Origin of the sequence: Hyphococcus aureus (genome assembly GCF_042643165.1) — a bacterium.
In the GTDB taxonomy this organism is placed as follows: domain Bacteria; phylum Pseudomonadota; class Alphaproteobacteria; order Caulobacterales; family Parvularculaceae; genus Hyphococcus; species Hyphococcus aureus.
The window spans coordinates 1,108,568-1,123,114 of record NZ_JBHRSH010000002.1 but is presented as its reverse complement, the minus strand read 5'-3'; the positions used below and the strand labels follow the sequence as shown (position 1 = coordinate 1,123,114).

13 protein-coding genes are annotated in these 14,547 nt (G+C 56.9%); 10 read left to right on the top strand and 3 right to left on the bottom strand.

Annotated elements, in window-relative coordinates:
• Nucleotides 1-17 precede the first annotated feature (17 nt).
• From ACFOOP_RS18325 to ACFOOP_RS18300, 6 genes are all read left to right on the top strand, one after another.
• Entirely contained in the window at nt 18-881 is an 864-nt protein-coding gene (locus ACFOOP_RS18325) for an SMP-30/gluconolactonase/LRE family protein (protein ID WP_379882607.1), read from the top strand.
• Entirely contained in the window at nt 878-2,062 is a 1,185-nt protein-coding gene (locus ACFOOP_RS18320; protein ID WP_379882606.1) for an MFS transporter, read from the top strand. The genes ACFOOP_RS18325 and ACFOOP_RS18320 overlap by 4 nt, the downstream gene beginning before the upstream one ends.
• Nucleotides 2,055-3,617, top strand: coding sequence for an FAD-binding oxidoreductase (locus tag ACFOOP_RS18315; protein WP_379882605.1), 1,563 nt, complete (start codon nt 2,055-2,057; stop codon nt 3,615-3,617). Before ACFOOP_RS18320 ends, ACFOOP_RS18315 begins: the two co-directional genes overlap by 8 nt.
• Complete coding sequence (locus tag ACFOOP_RS18310; protein WP_379882604.1) at nt 3,617-4,012, top strand: c-type cytochrome; 396 nt, start codon at nt 3,617-3,619, stop codon at nt 4,010-4,012. Before ACFOOP_RS18315 ends, ACFOOP_RS18310 begins: the two co-directional genes overlap by 1 nt.
• A 274-nt stretch (nt 4,013-4,286) precedes the next feature.
• Complete coding sequence (locus ACFOOP_RS18305; protein WP_379882603.1) at nt 4,287-4,778, top strand: MarR family winged helix-turn-helix transcriptional regulator; 492 nt, start codon at nt 4,287-4,289, stop codon at nt 4,776-4,778.
• A 60-nt stretch (nt 4,779-4,838) separates the two neighbouring features.
• Nucleotides 4,839-6,326, top strand: a complete 1,488-nt coding sequence (locus ACFOOP_RS18300; protein ID WP_379882602.1) for an aldehyde dehydrogenase — start codon at nt 4,839-4,841, stop codon at nt 6,324-6,326.
• Here the strand turns inward: ACFOOP_RS18300 and ACFOOP_RS18295 are convergent.
• Both ACFOOP_RS18295 and ACFOOP_RS18290 read right to left on the bottom strand, forming a co-directional pair.
• On the bottom strand, nt 6,323-7,075 hold the full coding sequence (locus ACFOOP_RS18295; RefSeq protein WP_379882601.1) for an SDR family oxidoreductase: 753 nt from the start codon (nt 7,073-7,075) through the stop codon (nt 6,323-6,325). The two genes, ACFOOP_RS18300 and ACFOOP_RS18295, sit on opposite strands and share 4 nt — an antisense overlap.
• Nucleotides 7,076-7,077: 2 nt before the next feature.
• Nucleotides 7,078-7,467, bottom strand: a complete 390-nt coding sequence (locus tag ACFOOP_RS18290; protein WP_379882600.1) for a nuclear transport factor 2 family protein — start codon at nt 7,465-7,467, stop codon at nt 7,078-7,080.
• A 201-nt stretch (nt 7,468-7,668) separates the two neighbouring features.
• Here ACFOOP_RS18290 and ACFOOP_RS18285 point away from each other — a divergent pair, with 201 nt between their 5' ends.
• Nucleotides 7,669-8,577 carry a DUF8021 domain-containing protein gene (locus ACFOOP_RS18285; RefSeq protein WP_379882599.1) on the top strand — a complete coding sequence of 303 codons (909 nt, stop codon included), beginning with the start codon at nt 7,669-7,671 and terminating at the stop codon, nt 8,575-8,577.
• Nucleotides 8,574-10,817, top strand: coding sequence for a PQQ-dependent dehydrogenase, methanol/ethanol family (locus ACFOOP_RS18280; RefSeq protein ID WP_379882597.1), 2,244 nt, complete (start codon nt 8,574-8,576; stop codon nt 10,815-10,817). The genes ACFOOP_RS18285 and ACFOOP_RS18280 overlap by 4 nt, the downstream gene beginning before the upstream one ends.
• A 68-nt stretch (nt 10,818-10,885) precedes the next feature.
• Here ACFOOP_RS18280 and ACFOOP_RS18275 read toward each other — a convergent pair whose 3' ends face one another.
• A complete protein-coding gene (locus ACFOOP_RS18275; RefSeq protein WP_379882596.1) occupies nt 10,886-11,758 on the bottom strand; it encodes a LysR family transcriptional regulator in 873 nt (290 codons plus the stop codon).
• 136 nt (nt 11,759-11,894) lie between these two features.
• Between ACFOOP_RS18275 and ACFOOP_RS18270 the strand changes: the two genes are divergently transcribed.
• Nucleotides 11,895-13,388, top strand: coding sequence for a CoA-acylating methylmalonate-semialdehyde dehydrogenase (locus ACFOOP_RS18270; RefSeq protein WP_379882915.1), 1,494 nt, complete (start codon nt 11,895-11,897; stop codon nt 13,386-13,388).
• An 8-nt stretch (nt 13,389-13,396) separates the two neighbouring features.
• On the top strand, nt 13,397-14,545 hold the full coding sequence (locus tag ACFOOP_RS18265) for an isobutyryl-CoA dehydrogenase (protein ID WP_379882595.1): 1,149 nt from the start codon (nt 13,397-13,399) through the stop codon (nt 14,543-14,545).
• The last annotated feature ends 2 nt before the right edge of the window (nt 14,546-14,547 follow it).

Below are 14,547 nucleotides of genomic sequence, written 5' to 3'. Positions count from 1 at the left end.
AATAGGGAGCGATTTTCATGAAGATTACACAGCTCGATGTTCCTCAGGGGACGATTGGCGAGGGGCCGGTCTGGGATGTCGCGGAACAGGCGCTGTATTGGATCGACATTCTTGAGAAAAAGATTCATCGCTACGACGCAGCAGGGGGCAAGACAAAAACATGGAACGTGCCGGACATGATCGGTTCCATGGCGGTGCGAGAAAGCGGCGGGGTTATCGCGGCGCTGGCGGGCGGCATCCATACGCTGGATCTTGAAACGGGCGAATGTTCGCTGCTTGCAACCCATGACGATCTTGATGAAACCGTACAGCTCGCAGACGGGAAAGTTGATCGCAAAGGGCGATTTATCGTCGGTTCCAGCGACCGTAAAATGAAGGAGCCGCGCGGAAAGCTATACTCGCTTGAAGCCGGCGCCTTGCGTGAAATCGACAATGACTATTTTTTATCGAACGGGCCATGCTGGTCGCCGGATAACAAAACATTTTATCATAGCGATTCTATCCGAAAAACGATCTACGCCTATGACTATGACATTGCGACCGGGAAGGTTGCGAACCGGCGAGCATGGGCCTCGACGGAAGAATTCGGCGGCATTCCGGACGGCGCTACTGTCGATGCTGGCGGCTGCATGTGGATAGCGATCTGCGAGGGCGGCAAGGTCGTTCAATTCACGCCGGATGGGAAAGTCGAACGCATTGTTGAAACGCCGGTGAAATGTCCGGCGAGCGTTATCTTCGGCGGACCGGATCTCGATCTTCTTTATGTACCCTCGTTATCGCCTGCTTTTCTGGGACGTGAGGCCGATCCTCTCGATGGGTCGATGTTTGTGATTGAGGGGTTGGGCGCAAAGGGCGTTGCAGAACCGAGATATGCAGGATGACGCCCGCTCTCGCCGCCCTCCTGGTCGCGGTGTTCATCAACATCGCCGGTTTCAGCTTAATACTGCCGCTCCTGCCATTTTACGGACAGGAATTCAATGCGTCGCCTATAGAGATCGCATTGCTGTTCGCCGCATATTCTTTCGGCAATGTCTTTGGTGAAACCTGGTGGGGGCGCCTTTCTGACAAGCTAGGACGCAAGCGTGTTCTGAGCGGCGCCATGGCCTGCGCAGCGCTTACTTATATCGCGTTCGCCTTTGCGCCGACTTACGCCGCTGCGCTTCTTATACGAGTGGTCAGTGGTTTTTTCAGCGGCACGCTTGGCGTGGCGCAAGGCTATATCGCCGACATAACGCCGCCGGAATCGCGGGCGAAGAATATGGGCTATTTCGGCGCGGCTTTTAATCTTGGCTTTGCTGTCGGGCCCGCCATAGGCGGATTGCTTGCCATACCCGATACGGGACTCGCGGGATTTCGCCCGCCTATTTTTGCCGCGGCCGGGCTCGCTGCGGGGGCTGCTATCTGGTCTTTCCTTGTTCTGAAAGATACGCGGGCCGGCGCCATGAGGCCGATGCCGAAATTTGTTGAGGCCTGGAATTTTGTGCGCGGCGAAGGGCTGCTGTTGCGCCTCTTTATCATCTCCTTTTGCGGCATCGCAGCCTTCGCCTCAATGGAGGCGGTCTTCGGCCTATGGACGGAAAGCTCCTTCGGCTGGACGGCAAGGGAGGTGGGGCTTGCCTTTATCGCCGTGGGCGCCGCGGGCATGGTGGTGCAGGTGTTTTTCATTGGCCCTTTGGTGAAGCAGTTCGGTGAGGCGCGCGTCATTGTTGGTGGGCTTGGTTTGTTGGTCGCGGCAATGTTGTTTATGCCTGTCTTGCGCGCACCGGCGGCGGCGGTCGCCCTGATGTCGCTTCTCATGATGGGCCACTCTCTTGCTTTCCCCAATGCCGGAGCGCTTCTCTCGCGCGGCACGCCGCCTGACAGGCAGGGCAGTGTGATGGGCTTGCTGATGGCGTCAAACGCTTTGTCGCGCATTGTTGCGCCGCCGCTTTTTGGATTGATTTATTCTCTCAATATGGACGCGCCTTATTATATGGGCGCGATCATGATCCTGTGTGTCATGCCGGTCGCCTGGCAGGTGGTCAACATCCGCGATAGACAAGGAGCCGCCGCCAATGGCTGAGCCTCAATTTCCTCCCAGCGTTGATGCAGCTTCCGCCGCGCAGGCGATCAAGGCGTTTGAAGCGGCGCTAGGTGCGGACGCTGTCTTCTTTGATGACCTAGATCGAGACGCGTATCGCGACAAATTTGCGATTGATGATACAAAGCACATTCCGCTCGGCGCCATCGCGCCTGGCGGTGCTGAAGAAGTGCAGGCTGCGGTGCGGATCGCCAATGACTACAAAATTCCGCTTTGGCCGATCAGCCGCGGCAAAAATCTTGGCTATGGCGCCTCAGCGCCGCAGCTTTCCGGCTCGGTCGTGCTCGACCTTTCGCGCATGCGCAAGATCGAGATCGATGAAGAAAACGGCGTGGCGCTGCTGGAGCCGGGTGTCGGGTTCTACGACCTCTATGATTATCTTCAGGCTAACAAGATCAAACTGTGGATGTCGGTGCCGGGCAATAGCTGGGGCTCGGTGGTTGGCAATGCGCTGGATCGCGGTGTCGGCTATACGACCTATGGCGATCACGCGGCGCAAATTCATGGGCTTGAGGTTGTGCTTCCCGATGGCGAACTAGTGCGCACGGGCATGGGCGCCATGGAAGGTTCGCCGAACTGGAACATTCATCCTTATGGGTTCGGTCCCGGTTGGGATCAGATGTTTTGTCAGTCGAATTTCGGCGTCGTGACCAAGATGGGCCTCTGGATGATGCCCGAACCGGAGTCTGTCTACGGGCTGGATATGGAATTTCCAGAAGAGAACGATCTTGAATGGGTTGTCGATCTTCTGGCGAAGTTCCGTCGCGAAAAACTCGTACAACAGGCGCCGTCCATCGGCAGCTGGCTTCGCGGTGCGGCTGTGCTGACGACGCGGTCGGAATGGCAGGACGATAAGGGGCCCTTAACCGATGCGACAGTCGCGGCGATCCGAGAGCGGTTCAATATCGGCTGGTGGAGCGCCAATATCCGGTTTTATGGCTATGAAGGCGTGAACGCCGCCGCCGCAAAAACCGTCAAAGACGCCTTTAATGGCCGCAAACTTCAGTCGATCAAGGAAACGGCGTGGCGCCAGGGCGAGCCGCTGGAAAAATCCGCATGGGTCGGCGTGCCCATCACCTTCCCGCTGCAGAACGCAAACTGGCATGGCGGGCGCGGTGGACATGTTGGGTATTCACCGGCCTTGCCGGCGAATGGCCGACGCGCGCTTGACCAGTTTAAACGCACCAAAGCGCTCTATGATGAATACGGTCTCGATTATCATGGAAGTTTTGCGCTCGGCGAACGTCACATCACCAATGTCAATCAGGTGCTTTTCGACAAGGATAATCCAGACATGATGGGGCGGGTTGACGGGTTTTTCCGCGCGCTTGTCGCAGACGCCTGGAAACAAGGTTACGGCGAGTACCGGACGCATCTTGACTATATGGATCTCGTCGCATCGACCTTTGACTTTAATGATTACGCCTTGTTGCGGCTGAACGAGAAGGTCAAAAACGCTCTCGACCCTAATGGCGTTATTGCGCCGGGAAAAAGCGGCATCTGGCCTGCGCGACTGGCTGGTGAAAGGAAGCAGTGATGAAGAAGCAACTGTTATCTGCCGCGTGTCTTTGTTTTCTTATGGCGGCTTGCGGAAACAAGACTGAAGAAACAGCGACATCGTCTGAAACGCAAACGCCTGCCATGGCGAAAGCTGACCAGGAGGTTATGCCTGTTACGTCTCAAGCGCCCGCAGGGTCGGGTAAAGCCTTGTTCGAGCGGAGCTGCGCCATGTGTCATCGCGATATGGGGATGGGGACCGGACTGCTTGCCCGGCGCGTCGACGTCGCCAAGCTTGAGGACCGCTCTGATTTGAATGCTGATTATATCATTCAGGCGGCGCGTATCGGCATTGGCAATATGCCGGTCATCACGCGCGGCGAAGTCAGTGACGAAGAGCTTCAGGCGATTGCCGATTATCTCACCTCGGAATAGCGATCGCTACTTCTCAACAGATCGCCTCTCGATGTGAGGCGCGCCTGACGCGGCGCGATTGATTCCCCACCCGCAAACTGCTGCGCAGGGCGTGTGATCATGCGCATTGCCTAAACTCTACCAAATGGTATTATCCTGCGGAAGCTGACGGAAATCAATGGGATTTATCCGCGAATGTTCCTATGGACTGTAAGGAGCGGGCGGGAAATAATGGAGATTGCTGCGCAGCAACAAATCAGTCCGGCCGGCAGGGTCAAGATACTATGAGATGGTCATGAGCGAAAAAGTAAAACCGTTGTCGAGCCTTGGGTCTGATATCCAGCTTTTGATTTCGATTTTGAAATGTTCCAGCCTGATCAGCCAGCCGATGGTGGAAGAGGTTAGTGAACCTAACAATCTGACGCGTCATGAACTCAAAGTGCTTATCTGTATGAGTGGTGAGGGAACGCTGACGGGGCAGGAAATTTCACAGCTCATGTCGATGCCGGCGATGAATGTCAGTCGCGCGCTGACGAACCTTCATGATGAAGGCTGGATCGAGCTCGTCGGTGACGAGAAGAACCGCCGCCGACGCCCGTTCAGGATCAGCGCAAAAGGCTGGCGTAATTATAACGCGATGCTTCCCTATTTCAGATCTGTTTCCTCGCGGCTATTTGAGCCCTTGAGCAAGAAAGACCGAACAGAACTGCAGCGCATAGTGAACCTTTTGAACAATCAGTTGGACAATTGGTCAGAGCTTTCGGACAAAGCTGCAAAAGAGGGTTGATGCGTTGCTGTTCGCGTTGACTTTTAACCAGCTCTATCAAGCTCAATAAAGGAGCCGTCGATGTCAGATATTCTATTGCCGGAAGGCGTGACGATCCGGAACCCGGACAAGGTCTTTATCGGCGGCTCATGGATGAAGCCTGCAACAGACAAGACGATAACGCTTATCAACCCCAATACTGAACAGCCTGTCGGGCGCGTTGCCGAGGCTGTCGAAGCGGATATGGACCGTGCGGTGGAAGCCGCCAGAAAAGCTTTCGATGAGGGAAGCTGGCCGTCGACGTCACCTGCGCAAAGGGCGAAATATCTGTACCTGTTTGCGGAAGCCTTGAAGAAACGCGAGCCGGAGATCGCGAAGGCGTGGACCGCGCAAGTAGGGATGCTGGCGGCTGTGGCGCCTTTCATTGTGGGCGGCGGAGCTGCTTCGGTTGCGCATATGGCCGCAGTGACTGAGCGCTACGAATTTGAAAAAAGCGCCCCTTCTTCTGAAGCCAATACGGCGATTATAGTACGCGAACCGGTTGGCGTCGTCGCCGCCATCGCGCCATGGAATGCGCCTTTCACGATCATGCTAAACAAGGTTGTGGCTGCGCTGTCGGCTGGTTGCGCCATCATCATGAAACCGTCTCCGGAAACGCCGCTTGAAGCTTACATCATCGCGGAGGCGGCCGAAGAGATCGGGTTGCCGCCGGGCGTTGTCAATCTCGTTTGCGGTGACCGGGCCGCGTCTGATCATCTCGTCTGCAATCATGGCGTCGATAAAGTAAGTTTCACCGGCTCAACGGTTGCGGGAAAACGCATCGCCAGCGTGTGTGGCGAACGTATTGCGCGCTGCACGCTTGAACTCGGCGGAAAGTCCGCAGCGATTGTGCGCGATGACTACAGTACGGAAGATGCTGCAAAATTGCTGACATCGACTATCACCATTTTCAGCGGTCAGGTCTGCGCAATGCTCAGCCGCGCGCTCGTTCCGCGCCGCCGTCATGATGAACTGGCCGAGGCAATCGCGGGAGAAATGAAGAAAGTCAAAATTGGCTATAGCGAAGATCCCGAGACCATGCTCGGCCCACTTGCCATGGCGCGTCAGCGCGATCGCGTTGAAGGCTACATCGCGAAGGGAAAAGAGACCGCAGACCTTGTCACGGGCGGTCAGCGGCCGAGCCACCTCAATCGCGGCTATTTTGTTGAGCCGACACTCTTCGCAAATGTCGACAACCAATCCGTGATTGCGCAGGAAGAAATTTTCGGTCCGGTGCTTAGCCTCATTCCATGCGAGGATGAAGAAGACGCCATCCGGATCGCCAATGAGTCCAATTACGGGCTCAACGGATCGGTGCTGACCCATGATCATGACGCCGCCTATGCTATAGCGCGGAGAATGCGGTCAGGCGGCGTCGCGCAAAATGGCATGCGCGCCGACTTCAGCCTCCCTTTTGGCGGCTTCAAGCAGTCCGGTATTGGCCGGGAGGGCGGCGCCGAAGGGCTGGCCGCTTATCTGGAGACAAAAACCATCCTGCTCGATGGTGCGCCTGCGGCGTTGGCGGGTTAAAGCTCGACGCTGCCGCCATCCACGAAGAGGTCAATGCCGGTGATGTAACTGGCTTCGTCCGAGGCGAGAAACAGAACGGCGCGGGCGACCTCTCGCGGTTCCCCTATGCGTTTCAATGGAACGACTTCGCGCATATGTCCGCGCATGCCTTCGACGGCCTCATCGGTCATGCCCGGATTGCGGTAAAAGAGCGGCGTTTCCGTTGGGCCTGGGCTCACCACATTGACTCGGATATGTCTCGGCGCCAGTTCGGCGGCGTAAATTCTCGCGATGGCGCGCAATCCTGCTTTTGCGGCTGCGTAAACGGCGTTGCCGGGTATCCCAAGAACGGAACCGATGGAGCCGGTAAACACAATCGCGCCGCCGTCGCGTAAATGCGGCAGCGCCGCCTGCGCGGCGAAGAAGGCGCCTTTGAGATTGATGTTTTGGATGTCATCCCAAAACTGCTCGGTGACCTGGTCCACGGGGGCAAAACCGCCGACCCCGGCATTAATAAAAACGACATCGAGCGGGCCGTTTTGTTCGACAGCAGTTTTGATCGCCGATGCGCTTGCTGAGGCATCGGCCATGTCGCTCTGTATTGCGAGCGCTCCGGTCTTTTCTGCGGCGGCGTCCAGCGTTTTCCGGCTGCGCCCTGTGAGAGACACGCTCGCGCCCTCGGCGGCGAAATCCTCCGCTGCGGCCAGGCCAATCCCGCTATTGCCGCCGAAAATGAAGACGTGTTTTCCCGAAAATCTGTTTTTCGTCATCACTACACCATTGGGGTTGGATTAACCGGGTTTTCAGGCACTTCCTGAATGACGTCCCAGTGTTCGATAATCATGCCGTCTTCAACGCGGAATATGTCGATGACGGCGAGCCCCGGATCGCCAGGCCAGCGCTTCACATGGACATGGGTGATGACATGGTCGCCATCTACAAAGGCGCGTTTGATCGTTTGCTCTGCGTCTGGCGATTCTGCGCGGATTTTAACCAGAAATTCCTTCAGCGCATCAACGCCGGGAGGGGCGAGAGAAGAGTGCTGAATATAGTTTGGTGAAATATAGCGATCGACCGCGTCGGGATTCATACCGATCAGCACCTCGTTATACATTGCGAGAACAAAATCGAGTTTTTGTTGTTCTTCCTCGGATCGCGGCATTCCATTCCTCCCATGCAAGTGGCCCCGAATTGCGGGTTGGCCCAAGATAGGCTATAATCCTACCAAATGATAGAAAATTACGTCCGGCGCAATTGCGGATAATGCTGGCGTGATTTGTAAACGAAAAGGGCCTTCGTGAAAAAGGCTTTCATCGGCGCAGGGAGCGTCAACGCGACTTTCTGAGACATGCAAGGTATCTGAATGAGCACAAAGCTTGAAAACGCTGCGCCTTCTACGCATACGCGGGAAGCGTTGTATAAAAGCCTCGACAATTATCTGGGCGCCTTGGCGGCCAAAGATCCTTCAAAAGTTCTGTGGGCTGACGAAGTCTTCAACACGGAAGACAATGTGGCGATTGAGGTCGGCGACGGACTGTGGGGGACGATCACGGGCCTTGGTGATTATGATCTGCGGTTTGCTGACGTTAAAACCGGTCAGGTTGGCTTTTTCGGCGCTGTGGAGGAAACCAACGACACCTCCGCATTCACGGTGCGGCTGAAAGTCGAGCGTGACGGGCGGATATCGGAAGTGGAGACGCTTGTCGTCCGTATCGCCTTTGGCGGCATCGATATTTTCGCCAATAAAAATTTCTGGGACAAGCCGGTTCTGAATGAGATCGTTCCGCCTGAGCGTCGACGCAAGCGTGAGCGGATGATCACCCTTGCTGACGGATATTTCGATACGTTGCAGCTCAATGACGGTGAAATTTTCACGAAGTTTCACCCGGACTGCGACCGCGTGGAAAACGGCACGCAAAGCACTAACAACAAGGCGTTTGCGGAAGCGGCGAATTACCCCATCGCCGCGCTTGGTTGCGAGGCGCAGTTTAAGCTGGGGCAGTATAAATATGATGACGAACTTCGCGCGCGGCGGTTTCCGTTAATTGACGAAGAGCGCGGGCTTGTGCTGGCGGGTGGGTTTATCGACCATGCCGGCCGGCTCGGCGATTATCAATTAACCGATGGGACGCCTCTGACATCGCCATTCCGCCGGCCGCACAGTTTCTATCTGCTGGAACTCTTCAAAATTGATGACGGCGCTATTCGCCAGATTGAGGCGAATTTTATCAACGTCCCCTATAAAATGCCGAGCCCGTGGGATCAGAGATGAAAAAAGCAAGTGGTGTTTTTCTTGTGGCGGCCTTGCTTCTGCAGGCTTGCGGAGGCGGGGAATCAGAGCCCCAGGATCTCGCGCCGGAAGCGCAGGTTTCGGCGCCCGAAATGCAGGAAGCGCCGCAAGCCGACGCTGTAAGTGATGTGAGTCATCGCGGTGGCGGCTCCGACGGCGCGTATTATGCTGAGCTCGACAGCATTAACCGGTCCAATGTTTCTTCGCTCGGCTTCGCTTGGGAATATCCTCTTTACACGAACAGAGGACAGGAAGCGACGCCGGTTGAGATTGACGGCGTTCTGGTGACAAGCAGCACAGGGGGCCGTGTCGTCGCGCTGGATGCAGTAACCGGCGAAGAGGTCTGGCGTTTCGATCCTGAGATCGATATGCAGGCGAACCGTGTCATCTGCTGCGATATGGTCAATCGCGGCGTTGCGGTGCAGGACGGCCGGGTTTTTGTGGGCGCGCTTGATGGCGTTCTCTATGCGCTCGATTTCAGCTCCGGCAAGGTTTTGTGGAAAGCTGACACCGATGACGGATCGGGGCGTGGCCTTGGCAGCACCGGTGCGCCGGAAGTCGCCGGGGATGTTGTCATCATCGGCAATAGCGGCGCTGAATATGATGTGCGCGGTTTCGTCACCGCCTATGATGTGAAAACCGGCGAGCGGCGCTGGCGTTTTTACACCGTGCCGCACGATCCGAAAGCAGGGCCCCAGGAAAATCCTGAACTCGAAGACGCCGTAAAAACATGGGATCCGGAAAGTCGCTGGGATATTGGCGGCGGCGGCACAGTCTGGGACGCCATTCAATATGATCCGGAGTTTAATGTTGTTTATATCGGGACCGGGAATGGCGGTCCCTATCATCGCGCCAAGCGCTCTCCTGCGGGCGGGGACAATCTGTTTTTGTCGTCGATTGTCGCGCTTGATCCGAAGACGGGACGAGTGAAGTGGCATTATCAGGAAACGCCGGGCGATAGCTGGGATTACACCGCAACCGCGCCGATGACCCTGACGCAACTCAATATCGACGGCGAAGATGCGCCGGTCATCCTGCACGCGCCTAAAAATGGCTTTCTTTATGTGTTGGACCGGCGCGACGGAAAACTCTTGTGCGCCAACTCGCTGGTTTTTCAGAACTGGACGTCAGGCATTGATATGGAGACCGGGCGCCCTGTGATGACGCCGGAGCATGCGGATTATTCAACTGGCCCTAAAATTGTCTATCCGGGGTCGCCTGGCGCCAGCAATTGGCATCCCTTCTCTTACAATGCGCAGACGGGCCTGTATTACGGCGCCGTTCTGGATATGGGCAACCTGTTGATGACGGCGCCGGAAACGAAGCCGTATAAATCAAAAGGGCTGAACACCGATGCGTCGCTTATTTTTGGGCCCAACCTGCCGGACGTTTTGCCCATGCTGCCGCCTTTTGTGCAGGAAGCGGTCAAGGCGCTTCCTGAATGGAGCCGCGTTGAGGAAAGTCCGGCCAAGTCGGAGCTGCGCGCGATCAACCCGTTGACGGGGGAAACGGTCTGGGCGGCGCCTTACGCCGGCTGGCAGGACCGTTCCGGCGTCATGTCGACGTCAGGCGGGCTTGTTTTCGCCGGCGATGTGCGCGGCTTTTTCAATGTCTATGACGCGCAAACGGGTGAGCTGTTGAAATCCATCGACACCGGCACGTCCATTCTTGCGGCGCCGACGACTTATGAAATTGATGGCGTTCAATATGTAGCGGTGACCGCGGGGTGGGGCGGCGGCGGCTGGTCCTATGTGCCGCGCTATGGCGCGGCTTATGAGCGCAAAAATGAAGGGAGAGTGCTGGTTTTCAAGCTGGGCGGCGGCGAAACGCCAAAGCCTGACCTGCTGCCGCCGCTGGAGCCTGCGCCGGCGGCGCCGGAAGGGTTGTTCGCGGATGCTTCCCCTGATCTCATCGGAAAAGGCCGCACGCTGTTCTATGATAATTGCGCTATCTGCCATTCCAACCAGCATCGCTCGATTGCGCCGGATTTACGCCGCATGCAGCCTTATACGCACGAGATTTTCAATGACATCCTGCTGGAGGGATTGCTGGTCGACAATGGCATGCCTGCATGGGGAGATTTGTTTTCCGTTGAAGACGCTGATGCGATCCACGCCTTTCTGACTGATGAGCAGAGAAATGTACGGGCGCGTGAGCTGGAAATGCAGGCGAAAGATATTCCGCTCGACGACCCGAGCCCCGCTTTATTGTCCAGCTACTGAGTTTGCGCATGCGGGCGCGGCGCCAAAATAGCGCATCATGGCCAGAACGCGCTTGGGCGTATTTTTTCCTAAGCGAGTGTAGAGGCTGATGCTTCAACAATTTCGCGCATCCATTTTTTGACATGCCGGATCCGGGCCGTGTCGGCGACATCGCGGTGGGTTGCGATCCAGAACCGTCGTTCAAGCGCTATTTTTTGTGGAAATAATCGGGTCAGCCCGCTCGCGAGAAAATTCGGCAATACGCCGATGCCGCCGCCATGATGGATCATCTCGCGCTGGGCGTTGATTGACGTGCTGGCGAGCGACGGTTTCAGGCCGGGATGGATTTCGTCGAGATAACGCAGCTCGGGCGCATAAAGAAGATCGTCCACATAGCCGACAATTCGGTGACCGGGCAGGTCGTCGATCTTACGCGGTCTGCCGTTGCGCTCCAGATAGGCGGAAGAGGAATAAAGCCCGAGGCGGTAGGAGGTGAAAGGTTCGACGATGAGCCGTGAATCGACGGGAGCGCTCAAGGTGACGGCGATATCGACCTCCCGGATTGACGGCGATAAAAATCCGGAATGCGCTGCAAGTTCGATTGAGAGCGCCGGGTTATCCTCAATCAGCGCCGGGATGACGGGCGCCAGGATGGCGCTGCCAAACCCTTCCGACACACTGACCCTGACCGTGCCGGCGACAAGTTGCTGAGAGACAGGTTCGTGCAACCTGCTGACGAGCGCTTCGATGCGCTCACAGTCGCCAAGCACATTCCGCCCGATCGCCGTCAGCTTGAGCCCGGTGGTCGAGCGCACAAAAAGCGTCGCCTTGAGCGCGGTTTCCAGCCTTGCGACCCGCCGGCTCACCGTTGCGACATCAGCGCCGGTGAGGGGGGCGGCGTCCGAAAAGGAGCCGCTACGCGCCGCGGCGATGAAAAACCTGAAATCGTCCCATTGAATCATACCGGCTGGCTCTCCGCCTTGCTTGCCGTGCAACTGGCTTTGCATTTTTGCAATTTCAAATGTGCATTATTGGCGGTATGCTGCAAGCCCCAAGATCTCCTATGGCTATGGCCCGGGCAAGAGAAAGAGAATGGCGATGCAGCTTCACGGACATTTCATCAACGGCAAAGCAGTCGAGGGCGCGAGCGGCCGGACCAGCGATGTGTTCAATCCGACTACAGGCGAAGTTCAGGGCAAAGTCAGCCTCGCTAGCGTTGCGGAGGTGGCGAAGGCTGTCGATGCGGCGGAAAAAGCCTTTCCGGGCTGGGCCGCGACCAACCCGCAGCGCCGCGCCCGGGTGATGTTCAAGTTCAAGGACCTTGTGGAAAAGGACATGGACAATCTGGCGAAGATGCTTTCGTCAGAGCATGGTAAGATTCTTCCCGATGCTCGCGGCGATGTGCAGCGCGGACTTGAAGTGATCGAATTCGCCTGCGGGATTCCGCATCTGCAAAAAGGCGAATACACCGAAGCCGCAGGCCCGGGCATCGACGTTTACTCCTTGCGCCAGCCGCTTGGCGTTGTCGCCGGCATCACACCTTTCAATTTCCCGGCGATGATCCCGATGTGGATGTTCGGCGTCGCCATCGCCTGCGGAAACACGTTCATTAACAAACCGTCCGAGCGCGATCCGTCCGTGCCGCTGCGTCTTGCCGAGTTGATGATGGAAGCTGGCGCCCCGGAAGGCGTTCTCAATGTCATCAATGGCGACAAGGAAGCGGTGGATGCGATCCTTTCCGAGCCGCGCATCAAGGCGGTCTCTTTTGTCGGCTCCTCCGACATCGCGAATTACATCTATGCGGAAGGCGCAAAACACGGAAAGCGCGTGCAGGCCTTTGGCGGCGCCAAGAACCACATGATCATCCTGCCCGACGCGGATATGGAGAATGTGGTCAACAATCTTATCGGCTCCGCTTATGGCTCGGCTGGTGAGCGCTGCATGGCGACACCGGTCGCAGTGCCTGTGGGCGAGGGCACGGCGGACAAGCTGATCTCTATGCTCAAACCCAAAGTGGAATCCTTACGCATCGGTCCGTCGATGTCGGAAGACTCAGACCTTGGCCCGCTTGTCACCGCGGCTCACCGCGACCGCGTCGCCAATTACATTCAGATGGCTATTGACGAAGGTCAGGAATGCATCGTCGACGGTCGCGATTTCAAACTCCAGGGTTATGAAAACGGATTCTTCCTTGGCGGTACACTGCTCGATCATGCAAAGCCGGGCCACAAAACCTATCACGAAGAAATTTTTGGTCCTGTCTTGCAGATTGCGCGCGCAAGCAACTTTGAAGAAGCGGTCGCGCTCCCCTCGCAGCATCAATATGGCAATGGCGTTGCGATCTTTACGCGTAACGGCGCGGCCGCGCGCGAGTTCACCGCGAGGGTGAATGTGGGGATGGTCGGCGTCAATGTGCCGATTCCGGTGCCGGTCGCCTATCACACCTTTGGCGGTTGGAAGCGCTCAGGCTTCGGCGATACAAACCAGCACGGCCCCGAAGGCGTAAAGTTCTGGACCAAGATCAAAACCATCACTCAGCGCTGGCCGGAAGATGTGCAAGGCTCTGAGTTCGTCATTCCGACGATGGAGTGAGCTGAGGCATGGACTTTTCACTTACCGACGAACAGGAAGCCATTCAGGAAATGGCGCGGCGTTTCGCCGAGGATGAGCTCGCGCCGAACGCGGCGAAATGGGACGAGGAAAAGCACTTTCCCGTCGATGTGATTAAGAAGTCCGCGGAGCTTGGCCTTGCTGGCATATACACGCGAGAGAATGTCGGCGGCTCGGGGCTCGGCCGTCTCGATGCGGCGCTGATTTTTGAAGCGCTCTCGGCCGGCTGCACCGCGACGGCGGCCTATATCTCCATTCATAATATGTGTTCGTGGATGATCGACCGGTTTGCGTCGGAAGAACTGCGCCAGAAATATTGCCCAAAGCTAACCTCGATGGAGATGGTGGCGAGTTATTGCCTTACCGAACCCGGTTCAGGCTCGGATGCGGCGGCGCTTAAAACCAAAGCGGTGAAGGACGGCGATCATTATGTGTTGAACGGGTCGAAGGCGTTTATCTCCGGCGCCGGGGTTTCCGATCTTTATGTCGTCATGGTGCGCACTGGCGGCGATGGGCCGAAAGGCATTTCGACCGTGCTCGTCGAAAAAGGAACGCCGGGGCTTTCCTTTGGCGCCAATGAAAAAAAGATGGGCTGGAACGCGCAGCCGACCGCGATCGTTAATTTCGAGGATTGCCGTATTCCGGTTTCGAACCGTGTTGGTGAGGAAGGCGAGGGCTTCAAATTTGCAATGATGGGCCTTGATGGCGGGCGTCTCAATATTGCCGCCTGCTCGCTGGGTACAGCAAATGCGGCGCTGAAAGTGGCGCTGGACTACGCCAATGAGCGCCGCGCGTTTGGCAAGCGCCTCAACGAACAGCAGGCGTTGCAGTTCAAACTCGCTGACATGGCGACGGAGTTAGAGGCCGCGCGCATCATGCTCTATCAGGCGGCGTGGAAGCTGGACCATAAAACGCCGGACGCCACGCGCCACTGCGCCATGGCCAAGCGTTTTGTCACCGATGTTGGATTTAACATCGTCAATGAAGCACTCCAGATCCATGGCGGCTATGGGTATTTGAAAGACTATCCGCTGGAACGGATGTTGCGCGATGTGCGCGTGCATCAGATTCTCGAGGGCGCCAATGAAATCATGCGCGTCATCGTCGCCAGAGATTTGCTGAAAGAATATCAAGGGTAGAA